Origin of the sequence: Bradyrhizobium sp. LTSP885 (assembly GCF_000938305.1) — a bacterium.
Taxonomy (GTDB): Bacteria; Pseudomonadota; Alphaproteobacteria; order Rhizobiales; family Xanthobacteraceae; genus Bradyrhizobium.
In genome coordinates this window covers 141,559-160,730 of record NZ_JYMT01000020.1, presented here as the reverse complement: position 1 = coordinate 160,730, position 19,172 = coordinate 141,559, and the positions used below count along the sequence as shown (strand labels likewise).

Genomic DNA, 19,172 nt, shown 5'->3' with positions numbered 1-19,172 from the left:
TTACGTCTGGGAGGCTCGCGCAGATGTCGTTGGAGAGCGAGGCTGGCTCTGCGCAGACGCGCGATTGTGGGCTGGGGAATGATGGCTTGGAGCAGGGAGGCGATGAGCTGACGGAGCAGGCGCCATGCTGCAGGTCTGGTTAGGCGGCTTCGGCCAAGCGGGGAGAGTCCTCGAGTTCGTCGACAAGCGGCTCGAGCAGAAGAATGATCAGCAGGTGAGCGAGGATATGGGGTCTGGCAGACCGCTCGTCAGTTCCTGGAGGTCCTTTCAAGCCAATCAGGCTCTTCAGCCGCTTGAAGCCGAGTTCGATCCGCCATCGCAGCCGGTAAAGGGCAAGCAGATCAGCGGTTGTGAAGTCCTCGGGCTTGAGCGAGGTCACCAGGATCACCCAATCCGCAGCATCAAGCGTTTGCCTGGAGAGACGATGGCCTCCCTTCTGAGCCGTCCTGCGTGCCTTGCGCCGTGCAGCCTGAGCCGCATCTGCAGGTTTCTTGACGGCAACCAAACGCACAGCAAGCGGTGCTCCACCAGACTTGCGTTTTACCCAGATCGGCCGGTCGATGATGCCGCGTGCCGCGGCCTTGCGCAGTTCGGCGACGAGATCGATCAGATTGCCTTTGCGATCCAGCCAACAAGCGCTCTTCCAGCCCGAGCGGATCACGAAGTCCGCACCGGCCTCGACCAGATACGCCATGCGCTCCGGCTGCAGATAGGCGCGGTCGGCAAGACGGATCTCGCCGGCAATCAGCGGGATCCGGTCCAGCGTCTCGCCCGCGCGTTCGTCGGTCAGCTCGAAGTGACCAAAACGTTCTTGCGGAAGATCGAACGCACTGTGGATGCGCCACACCGCATTCTTCTGCCTGCCGCCGGTTCCAGCTTTTGGGACCGTCGTGGCGTCAACGATGCGGATCAGTCGACCGCGGCTTGCCTTCGGCGCACCGCTCGCAAGTGCCCGGCCTATCAGCTGTGCAAGCCAATCCCCGGACTGACGCAGCCGGTATAACAGAGCCACGTTGGAGATATCGACAAGGCCCACCGAAGTCGCCCATGCCGCCGTCAACCGCAGACCTCTCGTGCCCAGGCAATACGCAAGGATCAGCCGCAGCAGATCGACTGCATTGCTGATCTCGCGCGGGCGAACAAACGCCTTCGTCTCCCGCGCGCCAGCCTCCAGAGCCTCAGCTCCGCCCAGCCGCGAAACAACACGCGCCCAGTCTTCGTTCACAAGCGATTCGTTTCTCATCTCTTCTTGGAATCACACGTAAATCCAACGCGCAAATCCTATTTTAGCGCCTATGGGCCTGCGCCGGGACGACGGTGTGGAGACATAGTCGCTTGTTTCCTTTATCGTTCTGCGGGGTCAGAAACGAACCACGCAGAACGAGACAACCATGCAGACAAAAAAATTCGGCAACAACGGCCCGCAGGTTTCGGTGATCGGGCAGGGCACCTGGTATCTCGATCGCGGCGACCGCAAGGCGGCGATATCGGCGCTTCGCAGCGGCATCGATGCCGGCATGACGCATATCGACACCGCGGAGATGTATGGCGACGCCGAGCTGGTGATTGCGGACGCGATCGCGGGGCAACGCGACAGACTGTACCTGGTTTCAAAGGTGCTGCCGAGCAATGCCTCGCGGCGCGGCACCATCGCCGCTTGCGAGCGTTCGCTGAAGCGCCTGAAGACCGACCGTCTCGACTGCTATCTCTTGCACTGGCGCGGATCCTATCCGCTCGCTGACACCGTCGCGGCGTTCGACGAGTTGATCGCGGCCGGCAAGATCCGGTCCTGGGGCGTCAGCAATTTCGACACTGAGGATCTCGACGAACTGCTCGACGTCGCAGGCGAGGGCAAGATCGCCTGCAATCAGGTGCTCTATCATCTGCAGGAGCGCGCGATCGAACACGCGGTGATTCCGTGGTGCGATCAACACGGCGTTGCTGTCGTCGCCTATTCACCTTTCGGTCACAATGAGTTTCCGTCGCCATCGAGCAAGGGCGGCGCGGTGCTGCAATCGATTGCAGCGACGCACATGGCGACCGCGCGTCAGGTGGCGCTGAGCTTCCTTACGCGTGTTTCATCGGTGCTTGCGATACCGAAGGCATCGAGCGCGGATCATGCGGCGGAGAATGCGGCGGCCGGAGATATCAAGTTGAACGACAGCGAGATCGCCGCGCTTGACAAGGCGTTTCCGCGCGGGCCGAAGCCGCGCGGCTTGCCGATGCTCTAGCGCCGCACACACAATTGCTAACAAACTGTTTCAATCGCGGCCCCGCGTGGCCTGCGGCACGCCGCCGCGCACCCCGACGCATATCGGAGTCCCGTTTTCGGGCATTGTTCTCCGGGCGGAATAGGAGTTTTTGAGAGCCTCGCCAGATTCGTTTTGTTTTGCCATCGAGATTGCCGTGACTCCGCCCCCCGCCGCAGCCGCCAGGCTGGACAGTGCTTATTTGCCATTGCCTGAAAAGACGACCGTCGCGCGCAAAGCACCTGCGCGCACCGACCGGCCGTTCAAGGGCATCGCGCTGATGCTGCTGTCGACGGTGTTTCTGGGCACCTCCGATGTCACTGCCAAATATCTGTCGTCGACGCTGCCCGCGATCGAGATCACCTGGATCCGCTTCGTGGTGTTCGCGCTGATCATGCTGCCTTCGATGTTGCCGGGCTCGCCACTGTTTGCGCTGCAGAGCAAGCGTCCTGGCCTGCACGTGCTGCGTGGTTCGGCTCTGCTCGGCTCGTCGCTGCTGTTCATCACGGGCCTAAGCTTCCTGCCGATCGCGGAAGCCTCGGCCACCAGTTTCGTCGCGCCGCTGTTCGTCACCGCGCTGTCGATCGCATTCCTTGGCGAGAAGGTCGGCCTGCGCCGCTGGATCGCAACCGCGGTCGGTCTGTTCGGCGTCTTCGTCATCCTGCGGCCGGGTACCGCGGCGTTTCATCCTGCGGCGTTCTTCCCGATCTTTTCGGCGCTGGCCTGGGCCGGCACGCTGATCCTGACGCGCAAGATGAGCGGCGGCGAACGTCCCGCCACCATCATGGCTTATTCGTCCATCGTCGGCGTCGTCATCGTCTCTGCGCTGGTGCCGTTCGTCTGGGTCACGCCGACCTGGCACGACATCCTGTTCGGCCTGCTGATCGGAGTGGCGTCGACTGCGGGCCAGTGGATCGTGGTGCTGGCGTTCCGCTATGGCGATGCCTCGGTGCTGGCGCCGTTCTCCTACACCCAACTGGTGTGGGTCAGCATCCTCGGTTTCTTCGTGTTCGGCGAACTGCCCGATGGCTGGACCATCGCTGGCGCCGCCTTCATCGTCGCGTCCGGCCTCTACACCGCGCACCGCGAGCGTATCCGCCGCTCGCAATTGCTGGCCGTGGCCGGCGAGCCGTCGCCAAACGCCTGACCGAGTGGTCGAAATCGTGCGCTGGTTGCGAAGCGGGGCGCTCTGAACGTTGCACGGGTACAACAGATCGACCGAAAAGCTTCATTTCGGGCGCCGGCTCGGCGGTATTCGTGAAACAAACAGCAAAACTACGGGGGGCCGCGTGCTAGCCTAAGCCCAGAAGCGCCGCAGAGTGCTGGGGAATATTGGGGCGGTACCGTGTATTTTTTTCGTTTGTTTCTTTTTGATTTGCTTCAGATGCGGCTGCCTTGCTTGTTTCAAGCGCGGCTGCGTCGATGCGCGACTCTGCTCCTCGCTGGCGCCGCGGCAGCTCTGCTGTCGATCAGCGCGGCGCAAGCCCAAGGCTATACCTGGGGCGGCGCCGGCAGCACGACCAGCACGGCGGACTACAACCTTGCCACCAACTGGTCGAATGCCCCGGCCGGTGCGCCGCCGGTTTCAGCCGGGAAGGGCGCCTATTTCGATTCGACCGGATCGAGCAGCGTCAACATCACGGGCGGCTCGATTGCTCCCGACTTCTTCAACTTCACCGTTCCGTCGCAGTCCTACACGTTCACCGGGGCGGACATCAAATTCAGTTCGGCCGTGCCGGTCTTCGGCGGCATCTTCGACAACGCCAATCTCGGCCAGACAATTTCAATCGCCAACAACATCGGGGAATCGGTCGCCGGCGTTCAGGTGATGTTGCAGGGGTCCAGCACGTTGGTTCTGTCCGGCACCAACACCTATTCGGGCGGGACCTATGTCGGTGTTGGCACGCTGCAGGTGACCAACAACAATTCGGTCGGCACCGGAACGGTCACGCTGGGGGACGGTCTGTTCCAAGCCGAGAGCAAGAGCGACCTGACCTTCGCCAACAATTTCAAGATCGACAATTCGGCATCCGGCAGCGCGCTCGACGCCAATGGCGTGCGGCTCACCATTGCCGGCAACATCACCGACGGCAGCGGCTCCGGCAAGCTGACGATTCTGGACAGTTCCTTCGGCGGCGGTGTCGTGACTTTGCTCGGCACCAACACCTATAGCGGCGGCACCACGATCTGCTCCTGCGCGACGCTGGTGCTGGGCGACGCCACCCATACCGCGTCCATCATCGGCAAAGTCACCAATGACGGACAGTTCGCCATCCAGAATGCCGACATGTCTGGAGTCACGGCGCTGGCCAATTACGGTCTCACGGAGTTCCTCGGCACGACGTCCGCAAGCACGATGACCATCACCAACCACGCCCTTCTCGCCTTCGTGGACGCGAGCAGCGCCGGTAACGCCACGATCAAGAACACCGGCGGCAGCGTGATCTACTTCGGCACTCCCGGCGGCACGGATACCAGCACGGCGGGGAACGCCAACATCGACAACAAGGGCTCCGGCACGATCTTCGCCGCTTTCACCAACGCCGGCACCGCGACGATCACCAACCGCAATGGCGGCGGCACCGTGTTCCTGGAGCATTCGTCGGCGGCAAGCGCCACGATCACCAACGGCACGGACGGCACCACCTCGTTCGGCACGCCCTACGACACGGACGCGCCGACCGCCGGCAACGCCGTCATCATCAACAATAATCGCGGCGCGACCGAGTTCAACGCGTTTTCGACTGCCGGAAGCGCGGTCATCACCACCAATTCCGGCGGCGCGACCTTGTTCTACGACAATTCGAGCGGCGGCACCGCGCAGTTCATCACCAACGGCACCGGCTTCGTCGATTTCGGCGGCAGCCTCGGGCCGAACGGCGACGGCCGCATCACGGCTGGCTCGATTGCCGGCTCCGGCTTCTATTACATCGGCGGCGGCAATACACTGGTCGTCGGCGGCAACAATCTGTCGACGACGGTCAGTGGCGTGATTGCCGACAATGCACCGTGCGGCTGCGGAGGGCTCACCCTCGCCAAGGATGGGCTTAGCACTTTGCCCAGAGCCGGCAACCTTGAGAAGACCGGCAGCGGCACGCTGATCCTTTCGGGCATCAACACCTATTCCGGCACCACCAGCATCAATGGCGGGATCCTGCAGGTCGACGGCTCGATCGCCTCATCGAGCCTCACGACGGTGAATGCCGGTGGGCTGCTGACCGGCGTCGGTACCGTCGGCAATGCGACGATCGCAAGCGGCGGCATCTTCCTGCCTGGCAATGGCACGCCTGGTACGTCGATGATCGTCTCGGGCAATCTCGCCTTCCAGTCGGGCGCGCTCTATCTGGTGGGAATCAATTCGACGACGTCGACGTTCACCAACGTGACGGGCACCGCAACGCTCGATGGATCGGTTGGTGTCGGCGTTGCCGCCGGCAGCACGGTTGTGAAGCAATATACCATCCTCTCGGCAAGCGGCGGCCGCAGCGGCGCGTTCACTGGCGTCGATACGCTTGGCCTGCCGTCCGGTTTGGTTGCCAGCCTGAGCTATGACCCGACGCACGCCTACCTGAACTTCGCGCTCAATTATGGCGCCAAGTCGAACCTCAACATCAATCAGCAGAACGTCGCCACCACGCTGCAGAACTTCTTCAACGCCAATGGCGGCATCAGCGCTGTCTTTGCCGGATTGACGCCGAACGGGTTGACGCAAGCCTCGGGTGAGCCGGCAACCGGATCGCAGCAGGCGACCTTCAACGCAATGGGCCTGTTCCTCGGGCTGCTCACAGATCCGTTTGTCGCCGGGCGCGATGGCGGCTTTGGTGGTGGCACGGGCGCTGTGCCGTTCGCCGACGAGAGCACCTCGCTCGCCTATGCCGCGCGCAAGACTGACGCGCGCGATGCGTTCGCCAGTATCAACAAGGCGCCGCCGCGGCCTGACTTCGAGCAGCGCTGGAGCGTCTGGGCGGCGGGCTATGGCGGCTCGCAGACCACCAGCGGTAACGCGGCGCTTGGGTCGAACAATACCACCAGCAGCGTCTATGGCTCCGCGGTCGGTGCCGACTACCGCTTCTCGCCGAACACCATCGCGGGCTTTGCGCTCGCCGGTGGCGGCACCAATTTCAGCGTCAATGGACTCGGCTACGGCCGCTCCGACCTGTTCCAGGCCGGCGCGTTCGTGCGTCACACGGTGGGGCCGGCGTATATCAGCGCTGCGCTGGCCTATGGCTGGCAGGACATCACCACCGACCGCATCGTCACAGTGGCGGGCGTCGATCATCTGCGCGCCGAGTTCAACGCCAATGCCTGGTCAGGGCGGCTCGAAGGTGGTTATCGCTACGCCACGCCGTGGATCGGTTTGACGCCCTACGCCGCGGCGCAATTCACGTCGTTTGAGCTGCCGAACTATGCGGAGTCCGTCGTCTCCGGCGGCGGCGCCTTTGCGCTCACCTACGCCGCCAAGAGCGTGACCGATACCCGTAGCGAACTCGGCCTGCGCACCGACAAATCGTTCGCACTCGACAGCGGCATCGTGACGCTGCGCGGCAGACTCGCCTGGGCGCACGACTACAATCCGGATCGCACCATCGGTGCGGTGTTCCAGACGCTGCCGGGCGCCGCCTTCGTGGTCAACGGCGCGGCGCAATCGCGCGATTCCGCGCTGACGACCGCATCCGCCGAGATCAAATGGCGCAACGGCTGGTCGGCGGCGGCGACCTTCGAAGGCGAGTTTTCCAACGTCACGCAATCCTACGCCGGCAAGGGTGTTATGCGCTATTCGTGGTGATCCCTGTGCTACTGTTCTGAAAACAGAGCAGGGAGTGATCATGCGCGCAGCGATCTTCAGGAACGGCGAGATTGTCGTCGACACCATGCCCGAGCCGAAGCCGGGCGTCGGCCAGGTGCTGGTCAAGACGCTGGCCTGCGGCATCTGCGGCTCCGATCTGCATGCGCGCAAGCACGCCCACCGCATGGTCGAGCTGACGAAGTTCTTTCCCGGCCGCACGCCGATGGATCTCTCCCGCGACGTCGTATTCGGCCATGAATTCTGCTGCGAGATCCTCGACTATGGCCCGGATACCGCGCGCAAGCTGAAGCCGGGCACAAAGGTGTGCTCGTTGCCGGCGCTGCTGACGCCGCAGGGCCCGAAGGGCATCGGTTATTCCAACGAGAATGTCGGCGGCTATGCCGAGCAGATGCTGCTCAGCGAGGCCCTGCTGCTGGAGGTGCCGAACGGGCTCGCGGCCGAGCACGCCGCACTGACCGAGCCGCTCGCGGTCGGAGTGCACGCGGTGGCGAAGGCCAATATCAGCGGCGGCGAGGTACCGCTGGTGATCGGCTGCGGCCCGGTGGGCCTGGCGGTGATCGCGGCGCTGAAGATCAAGGGCCTGCATCCGATCGTCGCTGCCGACTACTCGCCGATGCGGCGCCGGCTCGCTGAGCAGATGGGCGCCGATGTCGTGATCGATCCCGCAAAAACGCAGCCTTATGCGAGCTGGGCCGAGCATGCCCAGATGTCGCCGGAAGAGAAGGCCGCGCGGCCGCCCATGCAGGCGATGCTGCCGCCGCTGAAGCCCGCGCTGATCTTCGAATGCGTCGGCGTGCCCGGGCTGTTGCAGCAGGTGTTCGAGGGCGCGCCGCGCGACGCCCGCATCGTGGTGGTCGGCGTCTGCATGGAGACCGACCGCTCCGAGCCGATGCTCGGCATCCTCAAGGAGCTCAACGTCCAATATGTGCTCGGCTACACGCCCGAGGAGTTCGCGTATTCGCTGCGCCTGATCGCCGAAGGGCAGGTCGATGCCGGATCGCTGGTGACCGGCCGCGTCGGCATCGGCGGCGTCGCGCAGGCGTTCGCCGACCTCGCCAATCCCGAGGCGCATACGAAGATTCTCGTCGAGCCCTGGCGGTAGTCGTTCCGGCGATAGGCATGCTGGTTTGCAATCCGTGACGCCGAACCTATAGTTCGCTGTCCTCTGGCAACACAGACCTCACGCTGACCATGCGAGTTTCAATCATCACGGGAGGCGGCTCCGGCATTGGCGCTGCGGTTGCGCGACGCCTCGCTGCTTCAGATCAATGCCTGATGCTGCACGGGCAGGGCGCCGAATCCGCCGGCCTCGCGCGGCTGACGTCGGTTGCGGACGCCTGCCGCAGCGCCGGCGCAAAAGTTGAGATCCGCACCGGCGATCTGGCCAAGGCCAGCACCGGCGCCGAGCTCGTCAACGCCGCGCGCGCGGCATTCGGACCGGTCGACACCATCGTGCACGCCGCGGGCTTTGCCGACCGGCGCGATTTTGCCAGCCTGCCCCGTGAGGGCCTCGAGCGCGCCTTTGCCGTGATGGCGGCGGCATTCCACGAGATGGCGGCCGCCGCGCTGCCCGACCTGACGCGGAACACGCACGGGCGCGTCGTCGCCGTCTCGAGCTTCGGGCCGCATCGTTTCGTGCCCGGCGCGACCTATCCCGGATCGGCGGCGGCCAAGGCCGCGCTCGAAGTGCTGGTCAAGTCGCTGGCGATCGAGCTTGCGCCCTCGGGCGCCACCGCCAACGCCGTGATGCCCGGTTACACGCAGAAGGATCCCGGCCTGGTCGGCGCGCTGGATCCCGCGACCTGGGAGCGGGTGGCGAAAGCCAATCCGATGCAGCGGCTGGCCCAGTCCGAGGAGGTCGCTGCCGTGATCGCGTTCCTGTTGTCGCCGGGTGCGGGCCATGTCACCGGCGCCATGCTGCCGGTCGATGGCGGGCTGACTTTGATGTGATCGCGTGACTCGCTCCGGTCCGCCTGCGATGCTGAGACGTCACATCAGCGGACGCTGAGAAATCCGGTCATCGAGGGGCAGCATGAATTACGTTTGGGATTTTGCGATCCTCGGCAAGTACAGCCATTTGTTCTGGCTCGGGCTCGGCTGGACCATCGCCTACACGATCGGCACCATCATTTTGGGATCGCTGATCGGCTTGATCGTCGGCATGCTGCGCTTGAAGCGCATTCCTGTGATCGACTGGCTCTTGATCGCCTATATCGAACTGTTCCGCTGCACGCCGCTCCTGGTGCAGATCATCTGGTTCTATTACGCGTTCCCGGTCGTGATCGGCGTCAACATCCCCGCGCATGTCGCGGCTGTCAGCGTGCTCTCGCTCTACGGCGGCGCGTTCTATGCCGAGATCGTGCGCGGCAGCATCGAGAGCGTGCCGATCGGGCAATGGGATGCCGCCAAGGCGCTCGGCTTCCGCGGCTGGCGCCTGATGCGGCTCGTGATCCTGCCGCAGGCGATGAAGCCGATGATGGCGCCCTACGTCAACCAGTCGGTGACGCAGCTGAAAAACACCTCGCTGGTGTCGATCATTGCGGTGCCCGACCTCGTCTACAACGCGACCCTGATCAACGCCGACACCTACCGGCCGCTCGAGGTCTATACCGTCGTGGCGCTGATTTACTTCGCGATCCTGTTCCCGTCGACGCTGGTGGCGCGGCGGCTCGAGCGCGGCCTGACCTACGACAAGGTGTGATGACTGTCCTTCTCCCTCTCCCCGTTCTTACGGGGAGAGGGTTGGGGTGAGGGGCTCTCACCGGGACTGTCGAAGATCGAGAGGCCTGTACCCCCTCACCCGGATCGCATTCCGCTGCGCTGCATGCGATCCGACCTCTCCCCGCAGGCGGGGCGAGGTGAAAAGAGCTCACATCAAATATTCAACTCCACCGGCACGTCCTCCGGCTTGACGCCGCTCAGCGTCAGGCCCTTGACGAACCATTCGCGCATCTGGCCGACGCCTCGGTTATAGTCGACCCACACCGACAGGAAATCGCGCCAGCGCTTGTCCGGCTCGCGCCGCACCGCCATGCCGCTCGCGATCGTCACCGACGGCGACGTCAGGATCTTGTAGGTGCCGAGGTTCGGGTTCTTGGCGATCGCGGTTAGCCCCAGCACCAGCGCGTTGACCACGCAATCGACCCGGCCCGACGACATTTCCAGCATCACCTCGTCGCGCGACTTCAGCGACTTGATGGTGGCATTGGGCGCAAACCGCCGCGCGACCGCCTCATTGGCCGAGCCGACGTCGACCGCGATGTTCACCTCCGGCTTGCTGATGTCGGCCCAGGTCTTGGCCTCGAGGCCCTTCTTCAGCATCGCGCCGAACGGATGCGGAAACACCGGACTGGTGAAATCGACCACCAGTGCCCGCTGCGGCGTCGGGTTGAGCGCGAAGCCGAGATCGATCTTGTTGGCCTGCAAATCGAGGATCGAGTTGCCGTAGGTCGACTCGACATATTCCAGCTTGACGTCGAGCAGCTTTGCCAGATCGTTGGCCATCTCGATCGAGAAGCCGGACCAGGTGCCTGACGCGAGATCCTTGTTGAAATAGGGCAGTTCGCCCGGCAGCACGGCGATGCGCAGCGCCTTGTTGGCGCGGATGCGGTCGAGCGTGTTGTCCGCGGCCGTCTGCGCCGACACCGGAGTTGCCATCGCAGCCGCCAGCGCGGCGCCGCTGCCGATCCCGAGCGCAAAACGCAGCGCGTCGCGGCGATCTTCTGAAATCTTGACGTCGTCGGATTGAGTCACGAAGGCCTCCCTGCACCAGATCGGGGAAGCCTAACGTCGGCGTTTGGCCGCAGCAAGTGTGCCGGCCTGCGCCATTAGTAGGCGCGGCGACGGTTTTGCTGTCCATCTCTTCACCTCTCCCCGCAAGCGGGGAGAGGTCGGATTGCATCGAAGATGCAATCCGGGTGAGGGGGACTCTCCGCAAATCGTCTCTCATCGTGTTCGCGGAGGCAGCCCCTCACCACAACCCTCTCCCCGTAAGAACGGGGAGAGGGAGATCAAAACTTCGCCGGCACGTACATCTCCGGCGGGACCGGGCCGCGGTGATAATCCGGATTGCGCACCCGCGGTGGCAGCGTGACGGGGGCGTGCTCGACCTGCTGATAGGGAATCTGGGTCAGCAGATGCGAGATGCAGTTGAGCCGGGACCGCTTCTTGTCGACGGCATCGACGATCCACCACGGGGAATCAGGCAGATGCGTGTGCTCCAGCATCGTTTCCTTGGCCTTGGTGTACTGCTCCCAGCGGCTGCGCGCCTCGACATCCATCGGGCTCAGCTTCCACTGCTTCAGCGGATCCTGGATCCGCATGGTGAAGCGGAACTGCTGTTCCTCGTCGGTGATCGAGAACCAGTATTTCAACAGGATGGTGCCGGAGCGGATCAGCATGCGCTCGAATTCCGGCACCGACTTGAAGAACTCCTGGTACTGCTCCTCGCTGCAGAACCCCATCACCTTCTCGACGCCGGCGCGGTTGTACCAGCTGCGGTCGAACAGCACGATCTCGCCGCCGGCCGGCAGATGCGTGACATAGCGCTGGAAGTACCATTGCGTGCGTTCGCGCTCGCTCGGCGCCGGCAGCGCCGCGACGCGGCAAATGCGCGGGTTGAGCCGCTGGGTGATGCGCTTGATGACGCCGCCCTTGCCGGCGGAATCTCGCCCCTCGAACAGCACGACGACCTTCTTCTTCTCGTGGTGCACCCAGTCTTGCAGCTTCACCAGTTCGCCCTGCAGCCGCAGCAGTTCGCGGAAGTAAAGCTTGCGGTCGAGCCCCGGCCCCGCCTCATGGTCGAGCTCGTCGAGCCTGTTGTCGTCAAGCTCGAGTTCGAGTTCCTCGTCGAGGCTGTCGGCCATCTCCTGGTGGATGCGCGCACGAAGTGCTTCGTCGGTGAGGGCGGAGGCAGTCATGAATCCGTCTTTCCATGATATGTGGATCGCGCCGGAGCATTGACGGCCCATGTTACCTTCGTGTGACATCGCGATGACGGCCGTTTCACAGCGATGACGAGACTGTGCTAACAAGCGCCGACAAGAGCAAGAAGGGGAGAAGCCGATGATCACACTCGCGCCAAACGACGTCCTGCCGGTTGACGGCACCCATGGCACGCTGGTCGGGCGGGTCTGGCTGCCGCAGGCGGGCGGTCCGGCCGTGGCAGCCGTCCGCCCTGACGGCGTGTTCGACGTGACAGCGATTTTCCCCACGGTGAGCGCGCTCTGCGAGGAGCCCGATCCCGCGGCGGCGCTGCGTGCGGCAGGTGGCACGCGGATCGGCGATCTCGCGGCGATCCTCGCCAACACGCCGCCCGACGGCCGCGACGCGGCGAAGCCGCATCTGCTGGCGCCGGTCGATTTGCAGGTGCTGAAAGCCGCCGGCGTCACCTTCGCGATCTCGATGCTGGAACGCGTGATCGAGGAGCGGGCGCGCGGCAATCCGGCCTCGGCAGAGGCGATCCGCAAGGAGGTGGTGCGCCTGGTTGGCGACGATTTCTCGAAGCTGAAGCCGGGCTCGGCGGAGGCGATCAAGCTGAAGCAGGTGCTGATCGAGCAGAACGCCTGGAGCCAGTATCTGGAGGTCGGCATCGGGCCCGACGCCGAGGTCTTCACCAAGGCGCCGACGCTGTCCTCGGTCGGCACCGGCATGGATGCCGGGCTGCATCCGAAATCGACCTGGAACAATCCGGAGCCGGAGGTCGTGCTGGTCGTCTCCAGCGGCGGCAGAATCGTCGGTGCCGCGCTCGGCAACGACGTCAATCTGCGCGACTTCGAGGGCCGCTCGGCGCTGTTGCTGTCGAAAGCCAAGGACAACAACGCCTCCTGTTCGATCGGCCCGCTGCTGCGGCTGTTCGATCAGACGTTTTCGCTGGACGACGTCAGGAAGATGGACGTCGGCCTGACCGTGAAGGGCGCGGACGGATTCGTGCTCGAGGGCCATTCCTCGATCAGCAAGATCAGCCGCGATCCAACTGATCTGGTCGCCCAGACCATCGGCCCGGTGCATCAATATCCTGACGGTTTCGCGCTGTTCCTCGGCACGATGTTCGCGCCGGTCAAGGATCGCGACGCCAAGGGTGAGGGCTTTACCCACAAGCGTGACGACATCGTCACCATCGCGGCCCCCCAGCTCGGCAAGCTCGTCAACCGGATGCGTCACAGCGACGAGTGCGAGCATTGGACGTTCGGCCTCAGTGCGTTGATGAAGAATTTGGCGCAGCGGAAGGTGATCTGACGAATCCGTCCACCACATTCGCCACCCGTCATTCCGGGGCTCGCGAAGCGAGAACCCGGAATCCATTGGGCCGCAGGCTTTATGGATGAATGGATTCCGGGTTCGCGCCAAGAGGCGCGCTTCGCTTGAATCAGCGAAGATGCGAAGTTCTTGAAGAGCGTTCTGCAATCTTGTGAAGATTGCGAAGCGATCAGCATTCCCCTTTGGGCTACCAACCACTCGCGCTACGATCGACAACAGGACACGACGTTGATTCGGAGGCGCCTATGCCAAGGCAGTTCGGCCTGAAACGCGTAACGGCAGCGGAACCGCCGGCGTCGGCGTCATCGGCCAAATGCTGCCCCGAAGTGTCGGAGCCCGCGATGACCAACGCGCCGTCATCACCGCAGCAAGGGTCTCCGCAGCCCGAACCTCTGTATGCGCCTGCGAGCTGGCGGGGCAATTTCGACCGCCGCTGCATCTCGGCGAGTTGATCATCGCGCCTTCGTCACCCTACGGTCGGTTGTCGAGGCCTCTCAAGTCAGCCCGACGTCGTCAAGCACGTATCGAGCCGAGTTATGCAGACCTTCCCTGGAGGCCGCCACAATGCGGTCATTCAAAGGTAGTTGCCCGACTCACCGTCGAGTTGATGACCTGCAAACGAGCGACCAGTTGCGAACTCAGCGTAGAGAAAACTACTCGCGCCTGAAACTGAGAATACCTCTTCCTATTGGATTTCCCGATACTAACGGATTCGGCATCCAGGCCGTAAAGACGTCGAGCGTGTCTCCATCAAGCTTGTAGAATCGTTCCTGCTCACTGCCGTTCCAGGCTTCATTCCAAGATGAGTCAATCTTTGTGATGAACCTATCCCCATCGATCCGATACCGTCCGGTATAGGCCATCAGAGTACGGAAAAGTGCCACCAGTTTTTCATCTGTATTCCCTGGCTCCCGCGCCTCTGCGGTAACGAGCACCATCATTCGCCCATCAGAGCTGAAAATAAGGTACCCATTGGGGTCGGGGCCCCACGGTTGACTGCGCTCCTTTGAATCCTGAAGCTCAGTATCAAAAGAAACTAACCGCCAGCAACCGTGGAGCTTAGTGTCGCGCTCAGACATATTCGCTCTTCCAGTAGTTTGCCTAAATGTACCCACCTATCGAAGGTAGGCTATGTTGCCATGCAAATTGCAAAGCACCATCAAATTCGCGGGATGCGCCACGGACCGCCAATGGCCGACGACAGCCTGTCGCGACCACCAAAGCACGCTTAAATCTTCGTTGCTCTTGCCGCCTGTTCTAAACTCGCCCGCACAATCACGCGATGAAACGGTGCTATCGTCGCAAGATAGATACGCCCCAGTCGGTTATGGCAATGCACCACAGTACCCACGACCAGCTCGCGCCCATTTGCTGCATCGGCGCGAAGTTGGATGGTGGCGCGGAAGTCGAGATGCCGGTCATCCTCGCCCACTACCAGCTCCGTCGCGCTCTTTGATAGCACCGGGAAGTAGCCGATAACCGGCCCACGCGCCGCTGCGGCAAGACCGATGGCGCGCGACGATTTGACGGCGGCTGCCGCCATCACCACATCGCGGACACGAGTGAGCGCACGAATCCACCCCGCCTGTCGCTCGAACGCGGCGCGTGCCAGCACCTCTAGATCATCGCTGGCCCCCACCGGCAGTCGAATTGCAAAGGCGTCCAAAAGGTCCGCGCCCGCGTAAAGCGGCGCAAGCACGCTGTTGTTAGGCATGGGCACGGCGCGCGCTTTGGTCATGCGATCAGGTACCGGATGCGGGGGAGGGGCGTAGCAATCGCGCAAGCACGGTAGATCAAGATGTCTCTCCTCGATAAAGCCTATAGCGGGCGCTAAATCGTATCATTCGATTTGATCGGAACGACACCCGCTGAACGACCCCATCCAAAAATCACTTTGGCACTCTAAGAGGCTGACTGAAAGAGAAATGGGGTGATTTTAACACTGTCGGATATAAGCGGAACGATCGACCACTCCGTGCCCACCGTGGTTCCCAATCACTGAGTTGCCCGACATGGCAAGTCCTCGCGACAAAAGTCATTTCGTTTTTTCGGAAGTTTTCCTTGACACCAACCCCAACTCAGCCGTTTAATGCGACCGTCCCACCCGATTGAGGGGCGAGCGCACGTCACGAACGCGCGGTGGGATGCGGTGGACGCCGATTGCGCAACTGACGAGAGCGCGTGAAGCGGACGGTGAAGTCGTGTGGTTCGGACGCCCCAGTGGTTGGTGTCCTCTCGCAAGACGCGACAGCGTCTTTGCGAGGGCGGTGACAACAAAGCCTAGTCTCGCCGGGGAGAGCACGTATAAGCCGTAACCCATCGCGCAGGGAAAGCCGGAGTGCCTCCGCTGAACCTGTATGCTCGTGTGCGGCTTTCTTTCTACCTTTGCACACGAGACCGCGGGTGCAGCGTGCACCCGGCTTTCCCTGCGCCCTCTTCAAGGAGAGGGCGAAACGAAATGCAAAGCTCGGGCAAATCATGTCGCGAGAATGTGGATGTTTGTTCACCGGCCGTGCAACAAATTCGCTGTCGTCCCGGGCTTGACCCGGGACCCATAACCACAAATGCGAGTTGCGTTGCGACGCTGGGGCCACAGCTTACTTCAACAACATGATCCTGTGGTTATGGGTCCCGGCCTTCGCCGGGACGACGACGTGATTTTTGGCGCGAGCGAAGCCCGACACAAACAGCGCTCACACCGGCAGCGCCGTCGAATACTTCACCTGGCTCAGCGCAAAGCTCGACTCGATCGACGCAATACCGTCGAGCCGGGTCAGCTTGTTTTTCAGGAACGCTTCATAGGACGAGAGATCCGCGGCGACGACGCGCAGCAGATAGTCGCGGTTGCCAGTCATCAGATAGCATTCGAGCACCTCGTCCCATTTGGAGATCGCTCGCGCAAAACGATTCAGGTCCTCCTCCTTCTGCCGCGCAAGCTTGATCGAGATGAAGACCGAGACATGCAGCCCCAGCGATTTCTGGTCGACGGTCGCGATATAGCGGCTGATCACGCCGCGCTCCTCGAGCAGCTTGACCCGGCGGTGGCAGGGCGACACCGAAAGCCCGACCCTGTCGGCGAGGGCCTGCATGGTCATGCGGCTGTCGGTCTGCAGCAGGCTGAGGATTTTGCGGTCGATGGCGTCGAGGGCAGGCATTGGGATGAACTCATTGGTTGAAGCCGGATCGTGGGAATTTATCCCAATTTTTCCTGTGCTGTCGCGTGGAATTGAGATTTTAGCCGCCCGCGCCGGCAGTAACATCAGCGATATTGCCCCGGAGTCTCGTCATGGGAATCGCGCCTGAACGTCTCGAATCGCTGTCCGCCCTGGCCCGCAAGGTGCTGTGGCTGTCGTCGTGGACCATCCATCACGCCAACCACGTCAGGCCCAGCACCGACGGGCTGAAGGTCGGCGGCCACCAGGCCTCCTCGGCCTCGCTCGCCAACATCATGTCGGCGCTCTATTTCTCGGTGCTGCGGCCGCAGGACCGCGTCGCGGTGAAGCCGCATGCCAGCCCGGTGTTCCATGCGATCCAGTATCTGTTCGGGCACCAGACCCGCGACAAGCTGGAGAACTTCCGCGGCTACAAGGGCGCGCAGTCCTATCCGTCGCGCACCAAGGATGTCGACGACGTCGATTTCTCCACCGGCTCGGTCGGCCTCGGTGTCGCGCAGACGCTGTTCGCCTCGCTGGTGCAGGACTACGTCAAGGCGCATGGCTGGATGAAGGAGCGGTCGGAAGGCCGCATGATCGCGCTGGTCGGCGACGCCGAGATGGACGAGGGTAACATCTTCGAGGCGCTGCTCGAGGGCTGGAAGCACGGCCTGCGCAACACCTGGTGGGTGGTCGACTACAACAGGCAGTCGCTCGACGCCGTCGTGCGCGAAGGGCTGTGGGCGAAATTCGAATCCATGTTTCGCAATTTCGGCTGGGACGTGGTGATCGTGAAATACGGCAAGCTGATGCTTGACGCCTTCGCCGAGCCGGGCGGCGAGGCGCTGAAGCGCTGGATCGACAATTGCCCGAACCAGATGTACGCGGCGCTGTGTTTCCAGGGTGGGGCTGCGTTCCGCAAGCATCTGCAGGACGACATCGGCGACCAGGGGCAGGTCACGCAACTGATCGACCGCCGCAGCGACGAGCAATTGCTGGCGCTGATGTCGAATCTCGGCGGCCATGACATGGCGAGCATGATCGAGGCCTTTGAAGCCATCGACCATGACCGTCCGGTCTGCTTCATCGCCTACACCATCAAGGGCGTCGGCCTGCCGATGCAGGGCCACAAGGATAACCACGCCGGCCTGATGACCGTGACGCAGATGGAGAAGTGGCGGGCCAGCCAGAACATCCGGACCGGCCATGAGTGGGACAAGTTCGAGGGCCTGTCGCAGCAGCCCGCGACGCTCGAAGCCTTCCTGGCGGAGGCACCGTTCAACCGCGAGGGCCGCCGCCGGCTGTCGGCGCCCGTGATCGAGGTGCCGGAGCGACTTACGTTCAAGGCATCGGCGCAGATGTCGACGCAGCAGGGCTTTGGGCTCGTGCTGCACGAACTCGCAAAGGGCGACAGTGCGCTGGCCGCACGCATCGTCACCGCGTCGCCCGACGTCACCGTGTCGACCAATCTCGGCGGCTGGGTCAATCGCCGCGGCCTGTTCGCCAAGGCGGAGAACCACGATCTATTCCGGCAGGAAAAGATCCCGTCGGCCTTCACCTGGGAATACTCGCCCAAGGGCCAGCACCTCGAGCTCGGTATCGCCGAGATGAACCTGTTCATCATGCTGTCGGCGCTCGGCCTGTCGCACCAGATCAATGGCGCGCGGCTGCTGCCGGTCGGCACGCTCTATGATCCCTTCATCGAGCGCGGCCTCGATGCGCTGAACTATGCCTGCTACCAGGACGCCCGCTTCATGGTGGCGGCGACGCCATCGGGCGTGTCGCTGGCGCCGGAGGGCGGCGCGCACCAGTCGATCAAGACGCCGCTGATCGGGATCGGGCAGGACGGGCTGGCCTCGTTCGAGCCGGCCTTTGTCGATGAACTTGCCGTGATCATGGGCTGGGGTTTCGGCCACATGCAGCGCGAGGGTGCGGAGGGCGGCTCGGTCTATTTGCGGCTCTCGACGCGCACGCTGGAGCAGCCGCAGCGGATCATGCCGCCGGACCTGCAGCGCGACATCACCGATGGTGCCTATTGGTTGCGCAGGCCGGGCCCGAACTGCGACCTTGTCATCGCCTATACCGGCACGGTCGCACCTGAGGCGGTCGAGGCCGTCGGCCTGATCGGCGAGAGCCACCGCGACGTCGGTCTACTGGCGGTCACCTCCGCCGACCGGCTCTATGCCGGATGGTCCGCCGCGCGGAATTTGCGCCGTGATCGCCGCGGTGTGCAGCATTTGAGTCATATCGAGCGGTTGCTGGCGCCGCTTGGCCGCGACTGCGGCATTGTGACCGTGATCGACGGCCATCCGGCGGCGCTCGGCTGGCTCGGCGGCGTCCGCGGCCATCGCGTCGAGGCACTCGGGGTCGAACATTTCGGCCAGACCGGCACGATCGGCGACCTCTACCGTCATTACGGCATCGATGCCAACGCCATCATCGACGCGGCGGAGGGGCTGTCATCAGGCGCTCCGGTGCGGCATCGCAAAATGGCTGTGTGAGAATGTCATTCCGCCCTCGTCATTCCGGGGCGGAGCGAAGCGACGAGCCCGGAATCCATCGGGCCGCGCAAATGGTGGTGAGATGGATTCCGGGCTCGCGACTTCGTCGCGCCCCGGAATGACGGGGGAAGCAGTCTTGCCACTCCTCGGGCGGCAACCTTATATGCGGTGGGCGCGTGCAGCGCCGCGCCCCGCATATGGCGGG

The 19,172-nt window shown here is 63.3% G+C and carries 14 protein-coding genes; 8 read left to right on the top strand and 6 right to left on the bottom strand.

The genetic code is table 11. The features are described 5' to 3' along the window. Window positions 1-139: 139 nt before the first annotated feature. A complete protein-coding gene (locus UP09_RS13855) occupies window positions 140-1,243 on the bottom strand; it encodes an IS4 family transposase (RefSeq protein WP_044535962.1) in 1,104 nt (367 codons plus the stop codon). 148 nt (window positions 1,244-1,391) lie between these two features. Here UP09_RS13855 and UP09_RS13850 point away from each other — a divergent pair, with 148 nt between their 5' ends. From UP09_RS13850 to UP09_RS13825, 6 genes are all read left to right on the top strand, one after another. After that, window positions 1,392-2,231 (top strand): aldo/keto reductase, encoded by an 840-nt coding sequence (locus UP09_RS13850; protein WP_044538751.1) that lies wholly within the window; start codon window positions 1,392-1,394, stop codon window positions 2,229-2,231. Between the two features lie 175 nt (window positions 2,232-2,406). Then, window positions 2,407-3,396, top strand: a complete 990-nt coding sequence (locus UP09_RS13845) for a DMT family transporter (protein ID WP_502689051.1) — start codon at window positions 2,407-2,409, stop codon at window positions 3,394-3,396. Between the two features lie 237 nt (window positions 3,397-3,633). Then, window positions 3,634-7,035 (top strand): autotransporter outer membrane beta-barrel domain-containing protein, encoded by a 3,402-nt coding sequence (locus UP09_RS13840; RefSeq protein WP_044538764.1) that lies wholly within the window; start codon window positions 3,634-3,636, stop codon window positions 7,033-7,035. 40 nt (window positions 7,036-7,075) lie between these two features. Further along, entirely contained in the window at window positions 7,076-8,158 is a 1,083-nt protein-coding gene (locus UP09_RS13835) for a zinc-binding dehydrogenase (RefSeq protein ID WP_044538750.1), read from the top strand. An 89-nt stretch (window positions 8,159-8,247) separates the two neighbouring features. Continuing rightward, window positions 8,248-9,006, top strand: a complete 759-nt coding sequence (locus tag UP09_RS13830; protein WP_044538749.1) for an SDR family NAD(P)-dependent oxidoreductase — start codon at window positions 8,248-8,250, stop codon at window positions 9,004-9,006. 82 nt (window positions 9,007-9,088) lie between these two features. Then, the gene (locus UP09_RS13825; RefSeq protein ID WP_044538748.1) at window positions 9,089-9,757 is read left to right on the top strand and encodes an amino acid ABC transporter permease; all 669 of its coding nucleotides are present in this window, start codon (window positions 9,089-9,091) and stop codon (window positions 9,755-9,757) included. 173 nt (window positions 9,758-9,930) lie between these two features. Here the strand turns inward: UP09_RS13825 and UP09_RS13820 are convergent, their stop codons facing one another. Beyond that, entirely contained in the window at window positions 9,931-10,809 is an 879-nt protein-coding gene (locus tag UP09_RS13820) for a transporter substrate-binding domain-containing protein (protein WP_044538747.1), read from the bottom strand. A gap of 257 nt (window positions 10,810-11,066) precedes the next feature. Next, a complete protein-coding gene (gene ppk2 / locus UP09_RS13815; protein WP_044538746.1) occupies window positions 11,067-11,975 on the bottom strand; it encodes a polyphosphate kinase 2 in 909 nt (302 codons plus the stop codon). A 145-nt stretch (window positions 11,976-12,120) separates the two neighbouring features. Between ppk2 and UP09_RS13810 the strand changes: the two genes are divergently transcribed. Then, entirely contained in the window at window positions 12,121-13,293 is a 1,173-nt protein-coding gene (locus UP09_RS13810) for a fumarylacetoacetate hydrolase family protein (protein WP_044538745.1), read from the top strand. Window positions 13,294-13,967: 674 nt separating this feature from the next. Here the strand turns inward: UP09_RS13810 and UP09_RS13805 are convergent. The 3 genes from UP09_RS13805 to UP09_RS13795 form a co-directional block, all read right to left on the bottom strand. Next, window positions 13,968-14,393, bottom strand: coding sequence for a lipocalin-like domain-containing protein (locus UP09_RS13805; RefSeq protein ID WP_044538744.1), 426 nt, complete (start codon window positions 14,391-14,393; stop codon window positions 13,968-13,970). 149 nt (window positions 14,394-14,542) lie between these two features. Further along, on the bottom strand, window positions 14,543-15,052 hold the full coding sequence (locus UP09_RS13800; protein ID WP_044538743.1) for a DUF2867 domain-containing protein: 510 nt from the start codon (window positions 15,050-15,052) through the stop codon (window positions 14,543-14,545). A gap of 955 nt (window positions 15,053-16,007) precedes the next feature. After that, entirely contained in the window at window positions 16,008-16,469 is a 462-nt protein-coding gene (locus UP09_RS13795) for an Lrp/AsnC family transcriptional regulator (RefSeq protein WP_044538742.1), read from the bottom strand. Between the two features lie 131 nt (window positions 16,470-16,600). On the opposite strand from UP09_RS13795, the gene UP09_RS13790 reads away from it, so the two are divergent. Further along, window positions 16,601-18,967, top strand: a complete 2,367-nt coding sequence (locus UP09_RS13790; protein ID WP_044538741.1) for a thiamine pyrophosphate-binding protein — start codon at window positions 16,601-16,603, stop codon at window positions 18,965-18,967. Window positions 18,968-19,172 lie beyond the last annotated feature (205 nt).

What these genes read in the sequence shown, in the direction of transcription:
- UP09_RS13855 (WP_044535962.1), bottom strand. Translation starts at nt 1,243, where the DNA reads ATGAGAAACGAATCGCTTGTGAACGAAGACTGGGCGCGTGTTGTTTCG.
- UP09_RS13850 (WP_044538751.1), top strand. Translation starts at nt 1,392, where the DNA reads ATGCAGACAAAAAAATTCGGCAACAACGGCCCGCAGGTTTCGGTGATC.
- UP09_RS13840 (WP_044538764.1), top strand. Translation starts at nt 3,634, where the DNA reads ATGCGGCTGCCTTGCTTGTTTCAAGCGCGGCTGCGTCGATGCGCGACT.
- UP09_RS13835 (WP_044538750.1), top strand. Translation starts at nt 7,076, where the DNA reads ATGCGCGCAGCGATCTTCAGGAACGGCGAGATTGTCGTCGACACCATG.
- UP09_RS13830 (WP_044538749.1), top strand. Translation starts at nt 8,248, where the DNA reads ATGCGAGTTTCAATCATCACGGGAGGCGGCTCCGGCATTGGCGCTGCG.
- UP09_RS13825 (WP_044538748.1), top strand. Translation starts at nt 9,089, where the DNA reads ATGAATTACGTTTGGGATTTTGCGATCCTCGGCAAGTACAGCCATTTG.
- ppk2 (WP_044538746.1), bottom strand. Translation starts at nt 11,975, where the DNA reads ATGACTGCCTCCGCCCTCACCGACGAAGCACTTCGTGCGCGCATCCAC.
- UP09_RS13810 (WP_044538745.1), top strand. Translation starts at nt 12,121, where the DNA reads ATGATCACACTCGCGCCAAACGACGTCCTGCCGGTTGACGGCACCCAT.
- UP09_RS13805 (WP_044538744.1), bottom strand. Translation starts at nt 14,393, where the DNA reads ATGTCTGAGCGCGACACTAAGCTCCACGGTTGCTGGCGGTTAGTTTCT.
- UP09_RS13800 (WP_044538743.1), bottom strand. Translation starts at nt 15,052, where the DNA reads ATGACCAAAGCGCGCGCCGTGCCCATGCCTAACAACAGCGTGCTTGCG.
- UP09_RS13795 (WP_044538742.1), bottom strand. Translation starts at nt 16,469, where the DNA reads ATGCCTGCCCTCGACGCCATCGACCGCAAAATCCTCAGCCTGCTGCAG.
- UP09_RS13790 (WP_044538741.1), top strand. Translation starts at nt 16,601, where the DNA reads ATGGGAATCGCGCCTGAACGTCTCGAATCGCTGTCCGCCCTGGCCCGC.